The sequence below is a fragment of the Egicoccus sp. AB-alg2 genome (genome assembly GCF_041821065.1).
Taxonomy (GTDB): Bacteria; Actinomycetota; Nitriliruptoria; order Nitriliruptorales; family Nitriliruptoraceae; genus Egicoccus.
In genome coordinates, this window is the sequence record NZ_JBGUAX010000001.1 from 522852 (window position 1) to 546321 (window position 23470).

The window sequence follows — 23470 nt, forward strand, 5'->3', positions numbered from 1 at the left end:
CCCCGTGCCGGCGGCGGCGCCTCGCGACGGGGTCAGGCGCGCGCGGGCACGTCCGCGAGCACCTCGCGGGAGGCCGCGACGAACGCGTCGACCTCGTCGGGGGTCCCGACGCTGACGCGGATCTGCTCCTCCATCCCGTACGGCGCGAGCGGCCGGACACCGACGCCGTGGCGCGCGTAGGCCTCGGTCACCGGCCCGGAGGCGGTACCGAGCTCGATGGTGAGGAAGTTGCCCAACCCGTCCGTGAACGGAACGCCGAGTTCGCGCAGTGCCTCCGCCATGCGGGTACGCCCCTCGAGCGTGCCCTCGACCGTGCGACGCAGGTGGTCGTCGTCGCCGAGGCTGGCGATCGCCGCCGCCTGCGACGGCGAGGCGACGTTGAAGCGCGGCCGCCAGGCGTCGATCGAGGCCACCAGCTCGGCGGGCCCGGTGAGCTGTCCGATGCGCAGCCCGGCGAGCGCGTGGGCCTTGGAGAAGGTGCGCAGCACGAGCAGGCGCGGGTGGTCGAGGCCGAGCTCGGCGGCGGTGGCGTAGCCCTGCTGCCCCTGGGCGAAGTGGTGGTACGCCTCGTCGAGCAGGATGGTGACGTGCTCGGGGACCCCGGCGACCAGCGCCTGCAACTGCTCGCCGGTCAGGTGGGCGCCCGTCGGGTTGCCAGGGTTGTCGATGGCGACGACGCGGGTGTCGTCGCCGATGGCCGCGAGCAGCCGCTCGACGTCGCGGCCGTAGCCGTCGCGGTCGTGCGTGGCGGGCCCGTCGGTCTCCACCTCGACGTAGCGGGCGCCGGCGTTGCGGGCGCCGAGCCGGTAGACCACGAACCCGCGCGCGAAGCTGACGACGCTGCCGCCCTCGCGGGCCTCGTGCTGGATGGCGTCCATCAGCAACGCGGCGGAGCCGGTTCCGACGGCGACCTGCTCCACCGGCAGGCCCTCGTGGGCGGCGATCGCCTCGCGCAGCGCGACGGACTGGTCGTCGGGATACAGGTGCCCCTCCGCCACGGCCGCGTTGGCGGCCTCGACCGCCGCGGGCGACGGACCGAAGGGCGACTCGTTGGACGACAGCCGGACCTTCATGCCCGGCGGTGGGCCCACCGCCGCCGCGGACGCAACGCCACCGGACTCCGTGCTCATCCCAGCCTCCCGGACCTCTTCGCGTGGGCGGGAGGCTAGTCGAGCGGGCTACAGGTACAGACCCGTGGCCCCGTCACGACGCGTGGAGCCGACCGCGTGGATGTCGCGCTCGCGCACGATCAGGTACGCGTCGCCCTGGACGTCCACCTCGATGGCGTCCTCCGGGAGGTAGAGCACCTCGTCGCCGGTGGACACGGAGCGCACGTGCGGGCCGACGCCGATGGCCTCGCCCCAGATGCCCTTGCGGTCCACCGACTTGGCGGTCGCCGGGATGAGGATGCCGCCCTTGGTGCGGCGCTCGCTGTCCTCGGGTGGCGAGACCAGCACGCGGTCGCCGAGGACGGCGACGCTGCGACGGATCTCCGTGACGGGTTCGGATGCGCTCATGGTCGGCAGACTACCGTCGCCGCCGGCGCGGTCCCGCGGCGGGCGCGGTGTCCGGCGGGCGCGGTGTCCGGCGGGCGCGGTGCCCGGCGGGCAGTGCCGGCTGGCGCGGTGCTCGGCGGATGTCCCCGCGACGACGCGACAGGAGCCGAGGCGTGGAGGAACGGTTCGTCGAGGTTGCCGACGGGGTGCTCGTACGGCGCCATGCGCGGCTCGACCTCAACGTCGGCCTCGTCGTCGGTGCCGAGCGGTGCCTGGTCGTGGACACGCGCGAGACACCCGCGCAGGCTCACGACCTGCGCGCGGAGGTCCGCCGGGTGACCTCGCTGCCATGGGTCGTCGCCAATACGCATGGTCACCACGACCACTGCTTCGGCAACGCGACCTTCCTCCCGGGGCAGATCTGGGGTCACGAGCGGTGCGCCTCGATGCTGCGCGACTACGGCGACCTGCAACGGCAGTTGGTGCGTCGGGCGGCCGCCGAGGCGGGTGAGGAGGCGCTCGCCGACGGTCTGGGCGACGTGCAGATCGTGCCGCCGGACCACACCTTCGCGTACCGGGCGAGGATCGACCTCGGCGGCCGCGAGGTGGTGCTGCGCCACGTCGGGCTCGGACACACGGACAACGACGTGGTGGTCGAGGTGCCCGGCGCGGCCGTCTTCGCCGGCGACCTCGTCGAGGAGGGCGCGCCGCCGGCGTTCGAGGACGCGTTCCCGCTGGACTGGCCGACCACGGCCGGGCGCGTGGCGGAGGCGGCCACCGATCTACCGGTCGTGCCCGGTCATGGCGGGATCGTCGACGCCCGATTCGTGCGCGAGCAGGCAGCGTTGCTGGAGGCCGTCGCCCGGGTGGCTCGCGAGGCGTTCGCGGTCGGCCGCTCCCCCGCCGACGTCGCGACCGAACTGCCCGACCTGCCGAGCGAAGTCGTCGCCACGGCCGTCGCGCGCGCCCACCGACAGCTGCGCGGCGAGCCGCCCTACCCGCCGCCGGCCGTGATCCGGGCCGAACTCGGACTCGCGTGCGACGCCGGGTCGACGCCGACAGATCAGGAAGGGTAGCCTCACCTGCACCTGACCCCGCGCTCCCGTGAGGCGCCGTGTCCACACCTCCCCGCCCGACGACCGACGCCGACGCGGCGCTGGTCGTCGCCGGACTGCACAAGCGGTTCGGGAGCACGGTGGCGGTCGACCACATGGACCTGGTGGTCCCGCGGGGCAGCCTGACGGCGCTGCTCGGTCCCTCGGGCTGTGGGAAGACCACCGCGCTGCGCACCGTCGCCGGCCTGCTCTCGCCCGACGGCGGGTCGATCACGATCGACGGGCGCACGGTTGCCGGGCCTGGCGTGCATGTGCCGCCGGAACGTCGCCGGGTGGGGATGGTGTTCCAGGACTACGCGCTGTTCCCGCACCTGACGGTGGCGAAGAACGTCGCCTACGGGCTCACCGGCCTGTCCCGGGCGCAGCGGCGTCGCCGGGTCGCCGAGGTCCTCGACCTCGTCGGGCTCGGCGCCTATGGCAGCCGCCTGCCGGTCGCGCTCTCCGGCGGCCAGCAGCAGCGCGTTGCGCTGGCGCGGGCCCTCGCACCCGAACCGCAGCTCATCCTCCTCGACGAGCCCTTCTCCAACCTCGACGCCGCCTTGCGCGCCGTCGTCCGCGAGGACGTCCGCGCGATCCTGCGGGCCGCCGACGCGACGGCGCTGTTCGTCACCCACGACCAGGAGGAGGCCCTGTCGCTCGCCGACCGTGTCGTGGTCATGGACCAGGGGCGCGTGCACCAGGTCGCGGACCCGCAGACGCTGTACACCCAGCCGGCGACCCGTTTCGTGGCCGAGTTCGTCGGCGAGGCCGACGTGCTCGCCGGGACCCGCGCCGACCGGTTCCTCGTCGACACCGCGTTGGGGCGGCTGGCCACCGACCGGCCGCTGGAGTCGGCCACCGCCGCCGTCGTCATCCGGCCCGAGGCGCTGCGGCTCGTCCGTGACGACGCCGGCGTCGGCGTCGTCACGGCCATCTCCTACTTCGGCCACGACCAGTTGGTGCAGGTGCGGCTGCCCGACGGGCTGCTGCTGCGCGCCCGCCGGGGGCCGGCGCTGGACCTGCAGCGCGGCGACACCGTGCACGTCCACGTCGACGGGCCGGTCGTCGTCTTCGACGACGCCCCCACGGCCACCCGGACCCTCGCCCCCGCCTGACGGCCCGCCCACCGTCGCGTCGCGGCAGCGCGCAACCGTCGCCGTAGCCCACACCCGTCACCGCAGGGCGCGACCGTCGCGGCAGCACGCAACCGTCGCGGCTGACCGCCTCCCGCTGGCAGACAGACGCGACCGCTACCGACGGGCGCGACCGTCACCGTAGGGCGCGACCGTCGGACCACCGTCGGCGATGGGGTCAGGTGCGTTCGCGGCGCTCGCGGATCATGGCGACGGCGAGTGGGGCCGAGCCGAGGACGACCAGCGTCAGGGCCGGCAGCGCCGCGCGTGCGAAGAACGCCTCGGTCGTCGCCGACCACACACGGGTGGCGAGGGTGTCGTAGCCCGTCGGTGCCAGCAGCAGCGTGGCCGGCAGTTCCTTCAGCGCGGTGAGGAAGACCAGCGCACCGCCGGCCAACGCTCCCCGGCGCGCCAGCGGCAAGGTCACGCGCCGAAGGGTGGCCAGTCGCGAGGAGCCGAGGGTGCGCGCGGCGTCCTCGACGTTCGGGTTGACCTGCAGCAGCGAGGACCGGATCGCGCCTACCGCCTGGGGCAGGAACAGCACGACGTACGCGAAGACGAGCATCGCCAGCGTCTGGTAGAGGCTCGGGACGGTCCGGATACCGACGTAGACAAGGGCGAGCGCGACGACGATGCCCGGCAGTGCGTACCCGGTGAACGACGCCCGCTCGACGAGCCGGGCCACCCGTGAGCGGCTGCGCGCCGCCCAGACCGCGATCGGCACGGCGCAGACGACGCCGGCCAGGGCTCCCAGCGCGGCGGCGAGGAGGCTGCGACCCGCCGGTCCGAGCACGGCGGCCATCGGTTCGCCGACGCGCAAGCCCCGCACCAGCCAGTACACGATGACGGAGACGGGCAGCACCAGGCCCGCCACGACCACGCCGGTGCACAGGGCCACGGCCGGCCATCGCCACGCCCCCAGCCGGATGCGGCTGGCACCGCGACCGGCCCCCCGCACCCCGAACTGTCCACCGCGGTCCCGCGCCACACGGGCCTCCAGGACGAGGAAGACGATGGTGAGCAGCACCAGCATCAGACCGAGCAGCGCCGCGGGCGCACGATCGAAGGCGGCCCGGTACTGCAGGTAGACGGCACGGGTGAAGGTGGAGTAGCGCAGCATGGACACCGCGCCGAAGTCGCTGAGCACGTAGAGGGTCACCAGCAGCCCGCCGGCCGCCGCGGCCGGCCGCAGTTGCGGCAGCGTGACGCGCACGAACGTCTGCAGCGGACCGCGCCCCAGGGAGCGGCTGGCCTCCTCCAGCGACGGGTCGAGCCCGCGCAGCGAAGCCTGGACCGTCAGCAGCACGTAGGGGAAGGTGAACAGGGTCAGCGCCGTGAAGGCACCCCAGAACCCGTACGGCGAGGGCGGCCGGAAGCCGAACCACGACTGCACCAGGCCCCCCGGCGCGAGCGCGGCCACCAGCGCATAGCCGCCGACGTAGGTCGGGATCACCAGCGGCAGGGCGGTCGCGACCGCGAAGAACCGTCGGCCCGGCAGGTCCGAGCGCACGGTGAGCCACGCGATGGGGACCCCCAGCAGCAGGCTGGCCGTGGTGACCGACGCGGCCAACAGCAGTGTGCGGCCCGTCAGTCGCAGGGTCTCGGGCGCCGTGACCAGGTCGACGATCCGCGCCCCGGAGAGCTCGCTGGCCTGCAGCACCAGGAAGGCGGCGGGCACGAGCATCCCCGCGGCGACGAGCAGGGCGGGAATCCAGACCGCGGGATGCGTCCGTGACGCACGCGGCGACCCCCGCCGGCCGGAGGGCGTGGCGGGGGTCGGCTCGTGTGGCTCGCCGGCCGGTTCGGCCAGCACCGTGACGTCGCGACTCATACGGCCTCGACGGTAGCGAACGCCGCCCGCGCCCCGTCCGGGCACGCGGGCGGCGCCTTCGCGCTACTGCAGCGCACCCGTCTCCTGGAGCAGGGCCAGGGTCCCCTGCAGGTCCTCGAGGTCCGACAGGTCGATCTCCGGCGCACCGAGCTCCTCGATCGTGGGCAGGTCCGTGGCCTCCACGCCCTGCACGGCCGGGAACTCGCGCTCGTTCGTCTCCGAGCCGAAGAAGTTCTGCACCTCGTCGCTGAGGAGGTATTCGACGAACTGCTCGGCCGCGGTGGGCTGGTCGGAGGACGCCAGCACGCCGACGCCGGCCACGTTGACCAGGCCGCCGATGTCGCCGGGCAGGAACTTGTTCGCGACCGGGAAGTCCGGGTCCTCGGCGGTGAAGCGGAACAGGTAGTAGTGGTTGACGAGGGCGACGTCGACCTCGCCACGACCGACGGCCTCGACCTGCGAGGCATTGTTCTCGAACACCTGCACGTCGTTGGCGATCATGCCCTCCAGCCACTCGCGGGTGGCGTCCTCGCCCTCGGTGACACGCATGGCGGTCACGAAGGCCTGGAACGAGCCGTTGGTGGGGGCCCAGCTGACGCGGCCTTCCCACTCCGGGTCGGTGAGGTCGAAGACGGAGTCCGGGACCTCGTCCTCGGTCAGGGTGTCGGTGTTGTAGGCCAGCACGCGCACGCGGCCGGTGACGCCGACCCAGGCGCCGGAGTCGGAGGCGAACGCCGGCTCGACGCTGGACACGAGGTCGTCCGGCAGGGTCGCGAACAGGCCCTCGGCCTCCAGCGCGCCGAGTGCGCCGGCGTCCTGACCGAAGTACACGTCGGCGGGCGAGGCCTCGCCCTCGTTGATGATGGTGGCAGCCAGCTCGGCGGTGTCGCCGTAGCGGACGTCCAGCTCGATGCCGGTCTGTTCGGTGAAGCCGTCCAGGACCTCGCCGACCAGCTCCTCGCTGCGGCCGGAGTAGACGGTCAGGGGGCCTTCGGCGTCGTCGGCCGGCGCGGCCTCTTCGTCCGCGGCGTCGTCCGCGGGCTCCTCGCCCTCCGCCGCCGCGGGGTCCTCGGCGTCGGCGCCGGTCTCGGTCGTGCCGGTGTCGGCGCCGGTGTCGGCACCGGTCTCCGCGCCGGTGTCGGCGCCGCCGCAGGCGACGCTCAGCAGGGCGACGGCGGCAAGCAGCGCCGCGGATCGTCGGGTGGTTCGCACGGGATTTCTCCGGCAGGTCGTGTGACGGGGACGGCGCCGGTGGGCACCGACTTCGGTTCGGGCAACCGTAGTGAGGGCAGCCTAACCTCGCCTACCGGTCGCCGTCCAAATTCGTCCCTCCCCCGGCCGGCGAACCGACCGGCGACCGGCTAGCCCCGACGGGCGACGGCCTCGCGGCCGGCGGCGAAGATGGCCAACGCCCCGAAGACGAGGAAGCAACCCAGCACCCAGGCGAGGTGCACGCCGACGGGCTGCGGGGCGACCCCGACGAAGGCCTCGACGTCGGTGCGGTCGGCGACCTGCTGCCAGGCCAACTGCCCGAAGTGGTAGGTGGGCAGGTAGGGCGCCAGCGTCTGCAGGAACGACGGCAGTTCCCGCAGCGGGAAGAAGAACCCGGAGCAGAACGACAGCGGCAGGAACAGCAGGTTGGCGATCATGGTCGCGGCCCGTGGTCGCACCAGGTAGGCCAGCGCGAAGCCGACCGTGCTGAAGGCCAGCACGCCCGCCACCAGCGCGGCGCCGAGCCGCAACCACGTCGTCGCGTCCAGTCGCACGTCCCCGAACAACCCGGCGACGATGCCGATGGCCAGCACGATCAGGGTGGCGTGGGCGAGCGCCATGGCGGTCTTGCCGGCCAGATGCACCGCCGTCGGGAGCGGCGTGGCACGCAGCGTCCGGGTCCAGCCGCGCCCGCGCTCCTTGGCGAGGTCGTCCCCGAACGTGAAGATGGCCAGCGAGACGATCCCGTAGGCACTGAACGACACGGCCATCATGGCCCCGACGCTGGTGCCCCCGGGCAGCAGGTTGCGCGCCGGCGGCAACCCGAACATCGCATACAGCAGCACGGGGATGGCGATCACGCCGCCGACGAACTCGGCGCTGCGCAGCGTGGCGGCGAACTCGGTGCGGACCTGCAGGGCGAGCAGGCGGGGCAGTCGTGGGCGGCTGCGGACGGCAGCGGCGGCGGTCGGCGCGGTCATCGGGTCACCTCCAGGGACGGGTCGGTCGGGCCGGAGGGGTCGGTCGGGCCGGACGGGTCGGTCGGGCCGGACGGGTCGGTCGAGCCACCACGCTCCCGCTGTGGGACGCCCTCATCCGCGCCCGCGGAGCTGCCGGCGAGCTCCTCGGTGGCCGTCAGGTGCAGGAAGGCCTGCTCGAGGTCCGCGTCGGCCACGGTCAGGTCGGCGATGCGCCAACCGTCGCCGACCAGGCGATGGACCAGCGCGGCAGGCTGGTCGCCGTGGACCAGGAGGTGACCCAGTCCGTCCGGGCCAGGGGCCTGGGTGACCATGACGCGGTCCACGCCCGCGATGCGCTGCACCGTGTCCGCAGGTGCGTCGGTCACGAGCGTGGTGACCTTGCTGGCGACCAGCGACTTGAGCTCGGCCGGGCTCGCGTCGGCCAGGACCCGGCCGGCACCCAGGACGACCACCCGCTCGGCGACACGGTCGGCCTCCGCGAGGTCGTGGGTCGCGAAGACGACGGTCGCGCCGCCACGCACGACGGTGTCGGCCTGTTCCCAGAACGCGTGCTTCGAGCTGACGTCCATCGCCGCCGTCGGCTCGTCCAGCAGCAACAGCTCGGGCCGGCCCACGATCGCCATGGCCAGCAGGAGCCGCTGCCGCTCCCCGCCGGACAGAGCGGTGACGGTCCGGTCCGCGCGGGCTTCGAGGCCGGCACGCGCCAGGGCGTCCGCCGTGGACAGCCGGCGCGGGTAGGCCGCGCCGACCAGCGTGACGAGCTCACACACGGTGACCAGCTCCGGGAGCCCGGCGCCCTGCAGCATCGCACCGGTCCGCAGCCGGTTGGCCGCCGTGCCGGGCCGGGTACCGAACACCTCGGCGTGCCCCGACGTCGGGCGGGCCAGGCCGAGCACCAGCTCGAAGGCCGTCGTCTTGCCGGCCCCGTTCGGTCCCAGGACGGCGACCAGCTCTCCCGGCGCGACCGTGAGGTCGACACCACCGAGGGCCGTGACGGGGCCGTAGCGCTTGGTGACGCCCTCCAACCGGACGACGGGGGTCATGGTTCGCTCCTTGCTCGGGCCGCCGTTGCGCGGCGGGTCGGAACCGAAGCTACGGACGCGCCGTCGACTACTCCTGTGCCGGGCGTCACGATCTGGGACATGACTTCCGGCACTCCCCCGGCCGGGCGTCGCTCCCTAGGCTCCGACGGGTGGACGATCAGCAGCTCGAGCGGATCTCGATCGCGACCGGTCTGGTCGCCAGCCTGGCCGTCGGCGTGCCCGTGCTGATCGAGCAGGTGCTCGGTGACGGCCTCTTCGTCGGCGACCATCCGATGTGGTGGTGGACCGCCTACCTGGTGCACCTCGCGGTCCTGCTCGGCTTCGACCTCGCGCCCGGACTCGCGCCCCGGCTGGACGAGCGGGTCATGCTGGGCGTGCAGGTCGTCGCCGGGCTGGTCGTGTTCGGACTGTCGGCGCAGTTCGGGTTCTCGTCGGTGCTGCTGGTCATTTCCGCCGCCAGCGCCGCCTACGTGCTCTCGGCCCGCGGTGCCGGCCTGGTGGTCGTGTTCCAGACCGCAGTCGTCTTCGTCCTGCTCGTCGTGCTGGGCATGGGCTGGGCGGACGTCGTGCTGCCCACACTCGTGTACGGCAGCTTCCAGGCCTTCGCGATGCTGGTGGTGATCGGTCAGCGACGTGAGGCGGACGCACGCGAGCGCCTGGCGGAGGTCAACGCCGACCTGCAGGCCGCCACCGCGCTGCTGGCGGCCAACAGCCGCAACGAGGAACGCCTGCGCATCGCCCGCGAACTGCACGACCTCGTCGGTCACCAGCTCACCGCGCTCGCGCTCAACCTCGAGGTCGCCAGCCACCGCCGCGGCGCCGACCAGCAGGCGGCCGTCGAGCGCGCCCGCGGCATGGCCAAGGACCTGCTGCAGGACGTGCGTGCCGCGGTCGGCGAGCTGCGCCACCCCTTGCCCAGCCTGCGCAGCGCCATCGACGCCGTCGTGGCGCAGGTGCCGCATCCTCGGGTCCACGTCGAGGTGGACGAGGACCTGGCCGTCGACGGCGACCGCGCCACGGCGGTCGTGCGCTGCGTCCAGGAGATCCTCACCAACGCGGTGCGGCACAGCGGCGCCGACAACCTGTGGCTGCGCATCTCCCAGGACGGCTCGGGCGGTCTGGAGGTCGACGCCCGCGACGACGGTTGCGGGGCCGCTCGGATCGTGGCCGGCAACGGGCTGACCGGCATGCGTGAACGGCTGTCCCAGCTGGGCGGTCAGCTCGACTACGCCTCCACGCCCGACGCGGGCTTCCACGTGGCCGCGCGACTGCCGGCGGTGACGGCACCATGATCCGCGTCTGCGTCGTCGACGACCAGACGTTGGTCCGCCAGGGCCTGCGGCAACTGCTCGAACTCACCGACGACATCGAGGTGGTCGCGGAGGCCGGCGACGGTGACGCGGCCCTGGCCGCGATCGACGCGCATGCGCCCGACGTGGTCCTGCTGGACCTGCAGATGCCCGGCCGCGACGGCATCGGCACGCTCCAGGAGCTGGCGACCCGGCCGAGCCCGCCCCCGGTCCTGGTCCTGACCACGTTCGACGACGACGAGCTGGTCCTGCGGGCCCTGAAGGCGGGCGCGAAGGGCTATCTGTTGAAGGACGTGACCCTCGAACAGCTCGTCGACGCGGTCCGCACGCTCGCCGACGGCGGCAACCTCGTGCAGCCGGCGATCACGGAACGGCTGGTGCAGGCGCTGAGCACACCCGTGACGGACCGGCCGGGCGAACGGTTCCAGCGGCACGAGCCGCTCACACCCCGCGAGCTGGAGATCCTGCGGCTGCTGGCCGGGGGGTACGCGAACCGCGAGATCGCCGAGGCGCTGCACCTGGCACCCGGGACCGTCAAGAACCACGTCTCCAGCGTGCTGACGAAGCTGGGGGTGCGCGACCGGACGCGGGCAGTGCTGCGCGCTCTCGACCTCGGCCTGCTCACGCGCTGAGGGCCCTGGGGTCCTGTTCGACGCGGCGGGGTCCCCGGTCCCGCTGCCGTACCGGCGCTTCGACGCGCCGGACCGAAGCCGGACGCTGGCCACCATGCCAGCACCGCCGAAGGAGGCGAGGTGACCAGCCACGAGACGCCGCCCGTCGACGTGGGCACCGACGTCGGTGAGGTGACCTTCGTCGGCACCGCCACGGTCCTGTTGCGGCTCGGCGGCTTCACGATCCTGACAGACCCGAACTTCCTGCACCGCGGCGAGTACGCCAAGCTCGGCGGCGGCCTGCGCTCGAAACGGCTCACCGACCCGGCCATGGAGATCGAGGACCTGCCACCCCTCGACGCCGTGGTGCTCTCCCACCATCATGGCGACCACTTCGACGAGGTCGCCGCCGCGCGCCTCGACCCGGACGTGCCGATCCTGACGACACCGCACGCGGCCCGGAAGTTGACCCGGCAGGGATTCCGGCGGCCTCTGGGAATGGCGACCTGGCAGTCGCACCCGCTGGTGCGCGACGGACGCCGCCTCGCCGTCACCTCCCTGCCCGGCAAGCACGCGCCCGATCCGCTGGCCAAGGTGCTGCCTCCCGTGATGGGCAGCCTGCTGGAGCTGGAACGCGACGGACAGCGGCCCTTCCGGGTCTACGTCACCGGTGACACGCTGCTGCACGACCGTCTGCACCAGATCCCGCACCGCTACCCGGAACTCGACCTGGTGCTGCTGCACCTGGGGGGCACCCGTGTCGGCGGTGTCCTGCTGACCATGGACGACGTCCAGGGCGTCCGCCTACTGCACGCGTTCCGTCCGCGCGAGGCCGTCCCGATCCACTACGACGACTACACGGTGTTCCGTTCCCCGTTGTCCGAGTTCCGGGGGCGGGCGGCCGAAGCGGCGCTCGACACGAGGATCGTCTACGTCGATCGCGGCGAGACCCACCGGTTCGAGGTCGGCTGACCAGCGCGTCTGCTGCCCGGTCGGGTGCGGCAAGGTCAGCGTCCTTGGAGCGTGCCGCGTCGAGGTGTCGGCTGCGGCGGTCGTGCACGTTTCCGCCACGCAACCGCACCGCGACGAAGGGACGGACCCGTGGACGCCAGCGAGCCGCCGACGCGGCAGGACGGCGCCGCACGTCGCCGCCGCGCCCGAGCGGGCGCGGGGACCTGCGTCGCCCTGGGGGCAGCCCTGCTGCTGGGAGCTTGCGAGGGCACGGACCTCGACGCCGACACCGACGCCCCCGTCGAGGCCGACGACCCGGCGGACACCGTCGACCCGCCGGGCGGCGAGGAGGACGGCGGCTGGCAGGACGACCCGTCCGACGAGCGGTGACCCGCACCGCCACCGCACCGCGACCATCGGAGCAGCATGGAGACCGGCCTGAACCTCGACGTCCTCGCGACGGTGCACCAGTTCCTGGGTTACCTGGTCGCCCTCACGGTCATCGCCGCGGCCGTCGTCGGATTCACCGACGACCGCGAGGGCGTCTTCGCACCTCGGATCTTCGTCGTGCCGGCGATCCTGATCGACATCCAGGTGCTCGGCGGCCTGGTGATCTACACCCTCGGCCGCTACTGGGAACACCCGTCGTGGCTGGTCGCGATCCTGCATCCGCTGCTGGCGCTGTCCGCGCTGGTGCTCGCCCACGTGATGGTCGGCCGCGCACGCAAGACCAGTCCACCGGTCCGCGCCCGCCGCACCGCCGCGAGCGGACTCGTGGGCGCCCTGCTCCTGGTGGCCGGCGCGATCGGGGTCGTCAGTGCCGGGATCCGGGGCGCCGGCGCCGGCTGACATCCCGACGCCAGCCGGCGGGGACCGGCCGCCGGTGACGTCGCCGCCTGTCGTCGACGCGCCGTCTACGCTTGCCGCACGGGTGCTGTGAGGAGTCGCACGTGGCGCGCTCGGGGCCACCGGCCTACGCCTGGGACTGGTTCACGCGGCAGCGGCTGCTCTGGCGCGAGGTCCGCAGCCGGCTCGCCAACGGCGAGGATCCGGCCGCGGCGCGCCGCTACTCGGCCGTGGAGACCCGCACCGACGTGGTGCCCATGCTGCGTGCCGACTATCCGCGCGACGACACCGTGCGCGGCGTCGTGCACGAGGTGGTCGCCGAACTGGCCTTCCTCGGCCGCACCGACGTCCGCTTCGAGGAACTGGGGCTGCGCAACTCCCCACGCGGGCTGCGCTGGTGGTGGTTCGCGCTGACCGGTGAGGAACCCGACGCCCCCCACGCGCCCGCCTCGGAGCCGCCCCCGGAGCCGCGTCAGCTCGCGCTCGACGAGGTCCTGCGCGGCTACGGCGACTGACCGCCGGCGGGCCGGCGCGGCGACGGCGACCGACGCCGTGGCCTCGGGCCGCCAGTGCCGTTCGGGGCCCGGGACCGGGCCGGATGGGCCGACCGGCGGGCGTCGGTCGGTGCCCGACGCTGGCACCCTTGCCGGCATGCGACGTCCACGACTCGAACGGGCACCAGGACTGCCGGGCGTACGCGCGCTGGTGCGCTGGCAGCTCGGGCGCGTCTTCGGACCGCCCCCGTTCGACCCGTCCGGTGCGCCGGGCGATCCCGGACTGTGCGGCCCCGGATCGGCCTCGTGGCAGGTGATCGGCGAGCCGGCCGCCATCGCCGGTGGCGTGCGCGCACTCATGTTGCAGGTCGCGCACCCGCTGGCCATGGCCGGGGTCGCCGACCACTCCGCCTTCCGCACCGACCCGCTCGGCCGGCTGCACCGCACCTCGGCCTACGTCACGGCCTCGACCTTCGGCTCCACCCCGGAGGCGCTGCGGGTCGCCCGTCAGGTCCGACGCGTCCATCCGCATGTGACGGGCACGGCCCCCGACGGGCGCCCGTACCGCGCCGACGATCCGCGGCTGCTGACGTGGGTCGGCGTCGCCATGACCGCGTCGTTCCTCGAGGCCGACCGGTTGTGGTCGCCGCACCCCATCGAGGCGGCGGCGCGCGACGCCTTCGTGCGCGAGCAGTCGCGCATCGCCGCGCTCCTCGACCCGCAGGTGGACGTGGACGGCCTGCTCGCCGACCCGGCGGCGCAGGCGGAACTGCGGGCCGGTCGGATCCCGCTACCGATGTTCGACGACGGCGTGCTGCCGCGAACGGATGCGGAGCTGCGGGAGGTGCTCGACGGCTTCGCCGGGGAGCTGGAGGTCAACGAACAGGGCCGTTCGGCACTCCGGTTCCTGCGGTGGCCGCCGCTGCCGGCCTCGGTCCGGCCGGCCTACCTGGTGCTCTACGCCGGGGCGGTCGGCTCGCTGGCACCGCACGAGCGGCGCGCGCTGGAGCTGGACGTTCCCGCTGCCGCGGCGAAGGCGGCGGTGCTGCAGACGCGGGTCGCGCTCGCGGCGCTGCGGGCGGCGACCGGCGTCTCACCGAGCGTGTCGGCGGCGACCGACCGTGCGGCCGCATCGACGGCGGCGGCAGGGATCGATGGCGATAGCGTCGCCTCCTGACGTGACCTGGAGGACCTCCACGTGCGCACCGCCATCCGGACCTGCCCACTGTGCGAGGCCACCTGCGGTCTGCGCCTGACGCTGGACGACGACCGGGTCGTGCGGGTCGAAGGCGATCCCGAAGACGTCCTGAGCCACGGCTACCTGTGCCCGAAGGGCGCGCGGATCGGCGAGGTGCACGCCGACCCGGACCGCCTGACCCGTCCGCGCGTGCGCCGCGACGGGCAGCTGGTCGAGACGGACTGGAACGACGCGTTCGACGAGGTCGCGCGGCGGCTGGCACCGATCGTCGCCGAACACGGTCCCGACAGCGTCGGCGTCTACCTCGGCAATCCCAACGTCCACAACCTGGCCGGCCAACTCTACGTGCGACCGCTGGTCAAGGCCCTGCGGACGCGGAACGTGTTCAGCGCCTCCAGCGTCGACCAACTCCCCAAGCACCTGTCGTGCGGCGCGCTGTTCGGCGATCCCCTGGCCATCCCCGTGCCGGACGTCGATCGAACCGACCTCCTGGTGGTACTCGGCGGCAACCCGCGGGTCTCCAACGGCTCGTTGTGGACGGCACCCGACCTGCCCGGCCGCCTCAACGCCTTGCAGCGCCGAGGCGGTCGGCTGGTCGTCGTGGACCCGCGCCGCACCCGCACCGCCGCGCGGGCGGACCGGCATCTGGCGATCCGCCCCGGAGCCGACGCGTACCTGCTGGCCGCGCTCGCGCACACGCTGTTCGACGAGGGCCTGGCCGATCCCGGCGCTCACCTGCGCGGGCACCTCGACGGCCTCGAGCGCGTCCCGGAGCGGCTGGCCGGCTTCACGCCGGAGGCCGTGTCGGCCCACTGCGGCATCGAGGCGGCCGAGATCCGCACGCTCGCCCGTGAGCTGGCCGCCGCCGACCGCGCCTGCGTGTACGGCCGCCTCGGCACGACCACGGTCCGCCACGGCTCGGTCGCGAGCTGGCTCGTCGACGTCCTGAACGTCCTCACCGGCAACCTCGACCGGCCGGGCGGCGCGATGTTCCCGCAGCCGGCGCACCACCGCTTCCCGCGCCGGCCGTTCACGGCCGGCCGGTGGCGCAGCCGCGTGCGGGGCCTGCCGGAGGTCATCGGCGAACTGCCGGTGGCGACGCTCGCGGACGAGATCGAGACCCCCGGTGCGGGACGGATCCGCGCGCTGCTGGTCGTCGCCGGCAACCCGGTGCTCTCCACGCCCGACGGGGGTCGCCTCGACGCGGCCCTGGCCTCGCTCGACCTCGTGGTCGCCGTCGACCCGCACGTCACCGCGACCGCCCGGCACGCCGACGTGGTGCTCCCGCCCCCGTCGCTGCTGGAGCGCTCGCACTACGACCTCGCCTTCACCGGCTTCGCGATACGCAACGTGGCCAACTACTCCCCCGTGACGGTCGCACCGCCGGAGGGCCACCTCGACGAATGGCAGATCCTGCTGGCCCTGGCGGCCGTCGCGCTCGGGCAGCGGCCGCCGCTGGATCTGGCGGCGGCCGACGCGTTCGTGGCCCGGGCACTGGCCGAGCAACTGGTCGCCGACCCGACCGCCCGCGTCCTCGAACGCGACGCCGAGGCGGTGCTCGGGCACGTCGGTGACCGACAAGGTCCCGAGCGCCTGCTGGACCTGCTGCTGCGGGCCGGCCCCTATGGCGACGGGTTCGGCAGCCACCCGGACGGGCTCACCCTCGCCGCGCTCGAGGAGCAGCCCCATGGCGTCGACCTCGGCGAGCTGCGACCGCGCATCCCCGACGTGCTCGCGACCGCGTCCGGGCGCATCGAACTGCTGCCCGAGCTGCTCGCTCCCGGGATCGCGGCGCTGGAGGCTGAGCTCGACGTGACGCCAGCCGAGGGGTTGGTGCTGGTCGGTCGCCGGCACCTGCGCACCAACAACTCGTGGTCCCACAACGTGCCGGGCTTGCGCGGCGCCGGTCTGTGCACCCTGCAGGTGCATCCCGAGGACGCCGCACGCCACCGCTTGACGGACGGCGGCGAGGCGCGCGTGCGCTCGCGGGTCGGTGAGGTGGTCGCCACCGTGGAGGTCACCGACGAGCTGCGCCCCGGCGTGGTGAGCCTCCCCCACGGCTTCGGCCACGACCTCGACGGCGTCGAGCTGTCGGTCGCACGCGCGGCGCCCGGCGTGAACAGCAACCTGCTCAGCGACAGCCACGACCTTGACGTGCTGACCGGGACGGCGGTGCTCAACGGCATCCCCGTGGAGGTCGGGCCCGCGGACGGGGTGGCCACCGCCGAGCCGGCCGAGGCGACGGTCGCGGGTGCCGGGGACCGCGCCGACCTGACGAGCACCGTATGAGCGATCGTCACGAGACGGCGGCCCCGCACCTTCCGGCCGAGGTCGACGCGCTGGTCGTCGGTGGCGGCCCCGCCGGCGCCGCTGCCGCGACGTGGCTCGGGCGCTACCGCCGACGCACGCTGCTGATCGACGCCGAGGAACCACGTAACCGGTGGGTCGACCGTGTCAACGGCCTACCCGGACTGGACCCGATCGCGCCCGAGGACCTGCAGGACCGGCTGCGTCAGGGGGTCAGCCGCTACCCGCACGTCACGCGGGTCGCGGGACGCGTGGCGGCCCTGCACCGTGACGACGGGCTGGCCGGGGACTGCCGCTTCCTCGCCACGCTCGACGACGGGCGGCAGGTCGCGACCCGGCGGGTCGTGCTGGCCACCGGCGTGCGTGACGCGTTTCCGGACCTTCGCCGATTCCAGGAGCACTACGGCGCGGACGTCTTCCACTGCCCGAGCTGCGAGGGGTTCGACGCCCGCGACCGGCACGTCGTGGTGCTCGGATGGGGTCCGCACGTGCCGGCCTTCGCCTCCGAGCTGCTGGACTGGGCCGCCTCGGTGACGATCGTGACCGACGGACCACGGCCGCAGGTCTCCGGCGACCAGCTCGACGCGTGCGAGCGACTGGGCATCGACTTCGTGACCGACGACCCGGCCGAGGAGCTGGTCGGCGAACGCGGCGCGCTGGAGGCGGTCCGCCTCACCAGCGGCCGGCGGCTGCCGGCCGGCATGGTGTTCTTCTCCATCGCCCACGACGCCGACCTGTCGCTGGCCGAGGGATTGGACTGCGCGGTCGACGACGAAGGTGTGCTGGTCGTGGACGACGAGGCCCAGACCACCGTGCCTGGCGTGTACGCGGCAGGCGACATCACCCCCGGCATGCAGCTGGTCGCGGTCGCCATCGGCAAGGGCACCACGGCCGGGGTGGCGTGCGCGAAGTCGTTGCACGGGCACGACACCTCGCCCGAGTCGCCGTCACCGGCGCCCGACGCCGCGCCGCTGGTACCCGCAGACGAACGGCAGGAGTCGCCCGGCGTCACGCCACGCCGGTCATGACCGGCGGCAACCAGCACCGGACGGGTTCCGCGCCGTCAGTCGCCGTCAGTCGCCGTCAGCCGCCGACGGTCAGCCGCCGGCTGCCGACGCCGCCTCACCGCCTCCGGCCGCCGCCAGTTCCGCGAACAGCGCGTCCAGGTCGGCGCCCGGCAGCAGCACCTGCGCGCCGCCGGACGTGACGTGCGACACGACCGGCACCTCGCCGCGGACGACGTCACCGTCCGTGAGGTCGCGGGCCCGACCCGACAGCGCCAGCAGGTCGTCCAGCCCGAGACTGCTGCCCAACGTCACCGCGTCGCCGAGGTCGGACGCCAGCCGACGCAGGGTGCCGAGGGAGCGGACCTCGGCCACCTCGCCCAGCACCTGCAGCAGCACGTCCTGTTGCCGGGCGTTGCGCGTCAGGTCGTTCACGCCCGGCATCGTCCGCCAGCGCCCGTCCACGAGTTCCTGCGTCATGCGCGAGCGCGTCCACGCCAGCGCCTGCTCGGACGAGGCGTGCACGCAGCCGCCCGGCAGGTCCAGGTCGCTGTGCCGGTCGCGGACCGGGTGGTCCGTGCAGATCTCGATGCCGCCCACGGCGTCGATCACCTCCAGGAACCCCTCGAAGCCCACCTCCACGTAGTGGTCGATCCGCCAGCCGGTCACGTGTTCCACGGTCAGCATGGTCAGCTGGGGACCGGTGGCCGCCTCGCCGCAACCGTTGAGGGCGGCGTTGATGCGCTGCCGTCCGCCGTGGCACAGGTCCTCCACCCACAGGTCACGCGGCAGCGACACCAGGACCGGCCGACCTCCGGGCGCCGGTAGCCGCACCAGCAGCAGGACGTCGGCACGTCTGCCGCTGCGGCCTTCGCCGGCGTCGTTGCCGACGACGAGGAACGTGGCGGCTCCGTCCTCCGTGGTGCCGGCCGGGGCGGCGGAGCGGGCGGACGACCGCGGCTCCGGGCCCGCGCCGTCGGCTTCGTCCGTGTCCGGTGCGGGTGTCACCAGTCCCAGCCGCTCGCGCGCGGCGAGGGTGTCGTCGTCGACCCGCTGCAGGCTGCCCGTGGTCGCGCGAAAGCCCACCGCGACGGCGGCGACGGCCACGATCGCCACGCCGGCCGCGACGGCCACCCGCCGGCCCTTCCTCGTCATGGCGTCCCCGTGCGTGCCGCGGAATGCATCGAGGTTCTCCGGCCGGTGCGACCGGCAGCAGAGGCAGGTGTCCCGGTGTGGATGCCCGTTCCACGTCCCCGGCCACGCCGCCGCGGCCGCCGAACGGCGCGCCGGGCGGGGCGAGCGGCGATACTGGGCCCCGAGCCGAATCGGAGACCAGGCCGTGAGCGGACCCGTCCAGGACCCGGATCGCGCGTGCGAGGACGTCGCGCTGCCGGGACTGCAGCTCCGCGAGGGGCGCCGGACCCAGGTCGGGGGCCTGCCGGTGACGCGCGTGCTGCCGACCAAGGGCCGCCGCGACGTCGGCCCGTGGTGCTTCGTCGACCTGGCAGGACCCGCCGACGCCGAGGAACCCGACCCGATGGAGGTCGGACCGCATCCGCACATCGGTCTGGCGACCGTCACCTGGCTCATCGAGGGAGAGGCCCTGCACGCGGACTCGCTCGGCACCGAGCAGGTGATCCGTCCCGGCCAGCTCAACCTGATGCACGCCGGACACGGCATCGCGCACGCCGAGCTCGCCGCCCGGCCGCCCTTCCGTGGCGTGCAGATGTGGCTGGCGCAGCCGGAGCCGACCCGCCACGGCGCGCCCGCGTTCGAGCACCACGCGGAGTTGCCACGCCTGGAGCTGCCGGGCGGTGAGGCGCTGGTGTTCGCGGGGCAGCTGACCGGTACGAGCTCGCCGGCGCGGGCCGACGCGCCGCTGGTGGGCGCGGACGTGACGGTGTCGCGCGGCCGGACGGCCCTGGAGCTGGATGCCGGGTTCGAGCACACGCTCGTGCCGCTCGACGGTCGCGTGCGTGTGGGCGGTGACGTCGTCGAACCGGGATGGCTGGCATTGCTGCCGGCCGGGCCCGCAGAGCTCGTCATCGACGCCGAGCACGACGCCACCCGCTTCCTGCTGCTCGGTGGCGAGCCGCTGGGCGTGCGCCTGGAGATGTTCTGGAACTTCGTGGCCCGCACCCGTGAGGAGATCGAACAGGCCTGGCGGGACTGGCAGGCGCGCGACACCGACCGCTTCGGGCCCGTGCCGTCGAAACTGGCGCGCATCGAGGCCCCGCGGCCACCGTGGCTTCCGGCCGGCTGACCCCGCCGCGGACTGGACAGCGCGCCGCGCGTGCAGTGAAGTCGCGCCCCGCCCCCGCCGTCCCTCGAGGCTCCCGCATGACCGATCCGCGCCAGCCCGCGTCCGCCCACGTCGCGCCGGACCACGGCGGCCACCAGTGGTGGAAGTCCAGCGTCGTCTACCAGATCTACCCGCGCAGCTTCGCGGACAGCAACGGCGACGGCATCGGCGACCTGCCGGGCGTCACCAGCCGCCTCGACTACCTCCAGCACCTCGGTGTCGACGTCGTCTGGCTGTCGCCGGTCTACCCCTCACCGCAGGACGACAACGGCTACGACGTGGCCGACTTCTGCGACATCGACCCCATGTTCGGCACCCTCGCCGACCTCGACGAGCTGGCCGCGGGTCTGCGTGCGCGCGGCATGAAGCTCGTGATGGACCTGGTGTTCAACCACACCTCCGACGAGCACCCCTGGTTCGTCGAGTCGCGCTCCGGCACCGACGCCGCGCGACGCGACTGGTACTGGTGGCGTCCGGCGCGCCCGGGGACGACCCCCGGCACCCCGGGAGCCGAGCCCAACAACTGGGGCAGCATCTTCTCCGGGCCGGCCTGGGAGTTCGACGCGGCCACCGGCGAGTACTACCTGCACCTGTTCTCCCGCAAGCAGCCGGACCTGAACTGGGAGAACCCCGAGGTCCGACGGGCGCTGCACGACGTGATGCGCTTCTGGCTCGACCGCGGGGTCGACGGCTTCCGCATGGACGTCGTCAACTTCGTCTCGAAGGACCCGGCCCTGCCCGACGGGCACGTGCCGCCGCACGGCCGCTACGGCGACGGTTCGCCGTACTTCATGTCCGGCCCACGGATCCACGAGTTCCTGCAGGAACTGCACCGTGAGGTCCTCGCGCCACACGACCGCCCGACGATGGTGGTCGGCGAGATGCCGGGCGTGACGCTCGATGACGCCCGCCGCTTCACCGACCCGGAGCGTCACGAGGTCGACATGGTGTTCCAGTTCGAGCACGTCCAACTCGACGAGGTGACCTCGAAGTGGGACGCCAAGCCGCTCGACCTGCGGGACCTGAAGGCGTCGCTCGCGCGCTGGCAGGTCGGTCTCGCCGACCGCGGCTGGAACAGCCTCTACTGGAACAACCACGACCAGCCGCGCGCGGTGTCCCGCTTCGGCGACGACGGCCGGCACCGCGTCGCCGCCGCGAAGATGCTGGCCACGGTGCTGCACCTGCACCGCGGCACGCCCTACGTCTATCAGGGCGAGGAACTCGGGATGACCAACACCTCGTTCGAGGACATCCACGACTTCCGTGACATCGAATCACGCAACCACTACGCCGAGGAGGTCGCCCACGGCGCCGACCCCGCCGCCGTGCTCGCGCAACTGCGTGCCCGCAGTCGCGACAACGCGCGCACGCCCATGCCGTGGGACGACTCGGCCACGGCCGGCTTCGGCAGCAGACAGCCATGGATCCCCTTGAACCCCAACTTCCGCGAGATCAACGCGGCCGCCGCGGTGGCCGACGAGGATTCGGTGTTCCACCACTACCGCCGGCTGGTCCGCCTGCGCCGTGAGGACCCGGTGGTCGTCCACGGCGACTTCACCCTGCTGCTGCCCGACGACCCGCAGGTCTACGCCTTCACCCGCCGACTCGACGACGTGGAGCTGCTGATCCTCGGCAACTTCGGTGACACGCCCGTCGAGCCGGCCGTGCCCGACGCCGACACCTGGGCGGCCGCCGACCTGGTCATCGGTACGGGGCGGGGACTGCGCCTCGCACCCTGGGAGGGACGCGTCCTGCGCCGCGTGCACTGAAGGGACACGAAGCGCCTCGTACGACGTTTGCCCAGGTCGCGGCGGCTTTCCGGACGTCCGAGGCCGGCGGCGAGTTCCCGGTTTCCGTAGGCCGCACACGATCTGGCGTGTCCGGTTCGCCGGCATAGCCTCCCCGGCCGAATTCCCCCCTTCTTTCGGCCAGGTTCATATGTCCTTTTTCGCGCGCCCTCGTGTCGTGCCGTCGTTCCGGGCTCTCGCGGTGCTGCTGGCGGTCGGCCTCCTGCTGACGTTGCTGACGCCCGCCCACGCCGCCGACCCCGACCAGATGCGCCGGGAGCTCGAGGGCGAAAAGCGCGAACGTACGGAACTCAAGCGCAAGGCCGCACGCGCGGACAAGGAGCTCGACGCCGCCCGCGCGCGCCTGGCCAAGCTCGAGGACAAGCTCCGTGACGCCAGCGAGCGTCTGCAGGCGGCGCAGGCCCGCGAGAAGCGCGCCATCGAGGCGGCCGAGGTCGCCCAGCACCAGCACGAGCAGGCGCTGCGCGAACTCGGCGAGGCGGAGCAGGAGCTGGACGACAACGCCGATCAGTTGAGCGGCCTGGCGCGCGACACCTACAAGTACGGCGCGCCGCGCACGTCCGTGGTCTCGCTCGTCGGCTCCGTCACGCTCGACGAGTCGCCGGGTCAGCTCTCCGACGCGGTCGCCTACATGAACCGTGGCATGGGCCAGTGGGCGGTCCTGGTCGAGGAGTCCGAGGCCCTGGTGGTCGAGGTCGACGCGCTGACGGCACGTGCCGAGGAGGAGCGCCAGATCCGCGAAGCGGCGCTGGCCGAGGCCGAGGAGGCCCGCGAGGAGGCGGCCGAGATCCACGCGGAGATGCAGGAGCTGGTCGACGAGGCCGACCTCGAGCAGCACCGCCAGGCCCAGCTCGTCGCGCAGATCGAGCAGGCCCGTGCGGACAACGCCGAGCGGATCGACGACCTGCGCGAGCAGATCCAGGAGGAGGAGCGCCGCCGCCGTCAGGAGGAGGCGCGCCGCCGCCGCGAGGCCGAGGAACGCCGCCGGGCCGAGGAGGCCGCGCGTCGCCGCGCCGAGGAGGAGGCGCGACAGCGTCGGCAGGCGCAGCAGCGCCAGGCCGCCAATTCGTCGTCGTCCTCGTCGTCCTCGTCCTCGTCGTCGTCCTCGGGGTCGTCGGGTTCCTCGGGTTCGTCCGGCTCCTCGTCGGGTGGTTCGCGTACCCAGATCGTCAACCGCGGTGGTGGCCTGGTGACCGTCGGCGGCATCACCGTCGCCGCTTCGCTCGGCCCGAACCTGCAGCGCCTGCTCGACGACGCGCGCCGGGACGGGATCGTGCTGGGTGGCTACGGCTGGCGGTCGCCCGAGGCGCAGAAGCGGCTGCGCATCGCCAACGGCTGCCCAGACATCTACTCCTCGCCGGCGTCGAGCTGCCGGGTCCCGACCGCCATCCCGGGCTCGTCCGAGCACGAGAAGGGGCTGGCCATCGATTTCACCTACCAGGGCCGCACGATCTGTTACCCCTACCCGGGCTCCTCGTGCCGCGGCAACCGTGCCTTCGACTGGCTGAAGGCGAACGCGCACCGATACGGGCTGCGCAACCTGCCGTCCGAGGCCTGGCACTGGTCGACGACGGGTCGCTGACCGGCAGCGCCCGGCTGCCCGTCCGAACACCCTCGTTCCTCCACCCGTTGCTCTCAGCCCCTACCGTCGAGGCCGAGCAACGGGTGGAGGTCGACGTGCGAACCAGGACCTGGCTGACCGCGGCCGTGGCCGGCGTCGCACTGCTGGGCTGCGAGGAACCGGGCTCGCCGCCGGCGGACGAGGTCCACGGGGACCAGCAGATGCCACCGGACGAGCTTGGCGACGAGGCGCCCGACCATCCGGAGGGCGCCGAGTCGGGTGACTGACC

22 protein-coding genes are annotated in these 23470 nt (G+C 73.6%); 15 read left to right on the top strand and 7 right to left on the bottom strand.

The genetic code is table 11. The features are described 5' to 3' along the window. Positions 1-32: 32 nt before the first annotated feature. Complete coding sequence (locus ACERM0_RS02470; RefSeq protein ID WP_373676910.1) at positions 33-1130, bottom strand: histidinol-phosphate transaminase; 1098 nt, start codon at positions 1128-1130, stop codon at positions 33-35. Positions 1131-1178: 48 nt separating this feature from the next. Next, positions 1179-1517: a co-chaperone GroES gene (locus tag ACERM0_RS02475; RefSeq protein WP_373676911.1), complete on the bottom strand. Its 339-nt coding sequence runs from the start codon at positions 1515-1517 to the stop codon at positions 1179-1181. A 152-nt stretch (positions 1518-1669) separates the two neighbouring features. Between ACERM0_RS02475 and ACERM0_RS02480 the strand changes: the two genes are divergently transcribed. Both ACERM0_RS02480 and ACERM0_RS02485 read left to right on the top strand, forming a co-directional pair. Next, positions 1670-2572, top strand: coding sequence for an MBL fold metallo-hydrolase (locus ACERM0_RS02480; RefSeq protein WP_373676912.1), 903 nt, complete (start codon positions 1670-1672; stop codon positions 2570-2572). Positions 2573-2610: 38 nt separating this feature from the next. Continuing rightward, positions 2611-3705: an ABC transporter ATP-binding protein gene (locus ACERM0_RS02485; RefSeq protein WP_373676913.1), complete on the top strand. Its 1095-nt coding sequence runs from the start codon at positions 2611-2613 to the stop codon at positions 3703-3705. Positions 3706-3901: 196 nt separating this feature from the next. Here ACERM0_RS02485 and ACERM0_RS02490 read toward each other — a convergent pair whose 3' ends face one another. The 4 genes from ACERM0_RS02490 to ACERM0_RS02505 all read right to left on the bottom strand — a co-directional run bounded on the left by ACERM0_RS02490 (position 3902) and on the right by ACERM0_RS02505 (position 8789). After that, a complete protein-coding gene (locus ACERM0_RS02490; RefSeq protein ID WP_373676914.1) occupies positions 3902-5554 on the bottom strand; it encodes an ABC transporter permease in 1653 nt (550 codons plus the stop codon). 63 nt (positions 5555-5617) lie between these two features. After that, positions 5618-6766, bottom strand: coding sequence for an iron ABC transporter substrate-binding protein (locus ACERM0_RS02495; protein WP_373676915.1), 1149 nt, complete (start codon positions 6764-6766; stop codon positions 5618-5620). A gap of 149 nt (positions 6767-6915) precedes the next feature. After that, positions 6916-7746 (bottom strand): ABC transporter permease, encoded by an 831-nt coding sequence (locus ACERM0_RS02500; protein WP_373676916.1) that lies wholly within the window; start codon positions 7744-7746, stop codon positions 6916-6918. Then, positions 7743-8789: an ABC transporter ATP-binding protein gene (locus ACERM0_RS02505; protein ID WP_373676917.1), complete on the bottom strand. Its 1047-nt coding sequence runs from the start codon at positions 8787-8789 to the stop codon at positions 7743-7745. The genes ACERM0_RS02500 and ACERM0_RS02505 overlap by 4 nt, the downstream gene beginning before the upstream one ends. Before the next feature lie 149 nt (positions 8790-8938). Here ACERM0_RS02505 and ACERM0_RS02510 point away from each other — a divergent pair, with 149 nt between their 5' ends. The 9 genes from ACERM0_RS02510 (at position 8939) to ACERM0_RS02550 (ending at position 17534) form a co-directional block, all read left to right on the top strand. After that, complete coding sequence (locus ACERM0_RS02510; RefSeq protein WP_373676918.1) at positions 8939-10081, top strand: sensor histidine kinase; 1143 nt, start codon at positions 8939-8941, stop codon at positions 10079-10081. Next, complete coding sequence (locus tag ACERM0_RS02515) at positions 10078-10731, top strand: response regulator (RefSeq protein WP_373676919.1); 654 nt, start codon at positions 10078-10080, stop codon at positions 10729-10731. Before ACERM0_RS02510 ends, ACERM0_RS02515 begins: the two co-directional genes overlap by 4 nt. A 120-nt stretch (positions 10732-10851) precedes the next feature. Further along, on the top strand, positions 10852-11682 hold the full coding sequence (locus tag ACERM0_RS02520; protein ID WP_373676920.1) for an MBL fold metallo-hydrolase: 831 nt from the start codon (positions 10852-10854) through the stop codon (positions 11680-11682). Positions 11683-11811: 129 nt separating this feature from the next. Then, a complete protein-coding gene (locus ACERM0_RS02525) occupies positions 11812-12051 on the top strand; it encodes a hypothetical protein (RefSeq protein WP_373676921.1) in 240 nt (79 codons plus the stop codon). A 36-nt stretch (positions 12052-12087) separates the two neighbouring features. After that, on the top strand, positions 12088-12510 hold the full coding sequence (locus ACERM0_RS02530; protein WP_373676922.1) for a hypothetical protein: 423 nt from the start codon (positions 12088-12090) through the stop codon (positions 12508-12510). Positions 12511-12611: 101 nt separating this feature from the next. Further along, positions 12612-13022, top strand: coding sequence for a hypothetical protein (locus tag ACERM0_RS02535; RefSeq protein ID WP_373676923.1), 411 nt, complete (start codon positions 12612-12614; stop codon positions 13020-13022). A gap of 136 nt (positions 13023-13158) precedes the next feature. Beyond that, complete coding sequence (locus ACERM0_RS02540) at positions 13159-14178, top strand: oxygenase MpaB family protein (RefSeq protein WP_373676924.1); 1020 nt, start codon at positions 13159-13161, stop codon at positions 14176-14178. Positions 14179-14199: 21 nt separating this feature from the next. Further along, the gene (locus tag ACERM0_RS02545; protein WP_373676925.1) at positions 14200-16488 is read left to right on the top strand and encodes a molybdopterin-dependent oxidoreductase; all 2289 of its coding nucleotides are present in this window, start codon (positions 14200-14202) and stop codon (positions 16486-16488) included. Next, positions 16485-17534 (top strand): NAD(P)/FAD-dependent oxidoreductase, encoded by a 1050-nt coding sequence (locus ACERM0_RS02550; RefSeq protein WP_373676926.1) that lies wholly within the window; start codon positions 16485-16487, stop codon positions 17532-17534. Before ACERM0_RS02545 ends, ACERM0_RS02550 begins: the two co-directional genes overlap by 4 nt. Positions 17535-17603: 69 nt before the next feature. Here the strand turns inward: ACERM0_RS02550 and ACERM0_RS02555 are convergent, their stop codons facing one another. Next, positions 17604-18665 (bottom strand): LCP family protein, encoded by a 1062-nt coding sequence (locus ACERM0_RS02555; protein WP_373676927.1) that lies wholly within the window; start codon positions 18663-18665, stop codon positions 17604-17606. A gap of 184 nt (positions 18666-18849) precedes the next feature. On the opposite strand from ACERM0_RS02555, the gene ACERM0_RS02560 reads away from it, so the two are divergent. The 4 genes from ACERM0_RS02560 (at position 18850) to ACERM0_RS02575 (ending at position 23468) form a co-directional block, all read left to right on the top strand. Continuing rightward, positions 18850-19773 (top strand): pirin family protein, encoded by a 924-nt coding sequence (locus ACERM0_RS02560; RefSeq protein WP_373676928.1) that lies wholly within the window; start codon positions 18850-18852, stop codon positions 19771-19773. A gap of 77 nt (positions 19774-19850) precedes the next feature. Further along, complete coding sequence (locus ACERM0_RS02565) at positions 19851-21581, top strand: alpha-glucosidase (RefSeq protein WP_373676929.1); 1731 nt, start codon at positions 19851-19853, stop codon at positions 21579-21581. Between the two features lie 196 nt (positions 21582-21777). Next, positions 21778-23202: a D-alanyl-D-alanine carboxypeptidase family protein gene (locus tag ACERM0_RS02570; RefSeq protein WP_373676930.1), complete on the top strand. Its 1425-nt coding sequence runs from the start codon at positions 21778-21780 to the stop codon at positions 23200-23202. 95 nt (positions 23203-23297) lie between these two features. Continuing rightward, positions 23298-23468, top strand: a complete 171-nt coding sequence (locus ACERM0_RS02575) for a hypothetical protein (RefSeq protein WP_373676931.1) — start codon at positions 23298-23300, stop codon at positions 23466-23468. Positions 23469-23470 lie beyond the last annotated feature (2 nt).

What these genes read in the sequence shown, in the direction of transcription:
- ACERM0_RS02470 (WP_373676910.1), bottom strand. Translation starts at nt 1,130, where the DNA reads ATGAGCACGGAGTCCGGTGGCGTTGCGTCCGCGGCGGCGGTGGGCCCA.
- ACERM0_RS02475 (WP_373676911.1), bottom strand. Translation starts at nt 1,517, where the DNA reads ATGAGCGCATCCGAACCCGTCACGGAGATCCGTCGCAGCGTCGCCGTC.
- ACERM0_RS02490 (WP_373676914.1), bottom strand. Translation starts at nt 5,554, where the DNA reads ATGAGTCGCGACGTCACGGTGCTGGCCGAACCGGCCGGCGAGCCACAC.
- ACERM0_RS02500 (WP_373676916.1), bottom strand. Translation starts at nt 7,746, where the DNA reads ATGACCGCGCCGACCGCCGCCGCTGCCGTCCGCAGCCGCCCACGACTG.
- ACERM0_RS02505 (WP_373676917.1), bottom strand. Translation starts at nt 8,789, where the DNA reads ATGACCCCCGTCGTCCGGTTGGAGGGCGTCACCAAGCGCTACGGCCCC.
- ACERM0_RS02515 (WP_373676919.1), top strand. Translation starts at nt 10,078, where the DNA reads ATGATCCGCGTCTGCGTCGTCGACGACCAGACGTTGGTCCGCCAGGGC.
- ACERM0_RS02530 (WP_373676922.1), top strand. Translation starts at nt 12,088, where the DNA reads ATGGAGACCGGCCTGAACCTCGACGTCCTCGCGACGGTGCACCAGTTC.
- ACERM0_RS02540 (WP_373676924.1), top strand. Translation starts at nt 13,159, where the DNA reads ATGCGACGTCCACGACTCGAACGGGCACCAGGACTGCCGGGCGTACGC.
- ACERM0_RS02550 (WP_373676926.1), top strand. Translation starts at nt 16,485, where the DNA reads ATGAGCGATCGTCACGAGACGGCGGCCCCGCACCTTCCGGCCGAGGTC.
- ACERM0_RS02555 (WP_373676927.1), bottom strand. Translation starts at nt 18,665, where the DNA reads ATGACGAGGAAGGGCCGGCGGGTGGCCGTCGCGGCCGGCGTGGCGATC.
- ACERM0_RS02565 (WP_373676929.1), top strand. Translation starts at nt 19,851, where the DNA reads ATGACCGATCCGCGCCAGCCCGCGTCCGCCCACGTCGCGCCGGACCAC.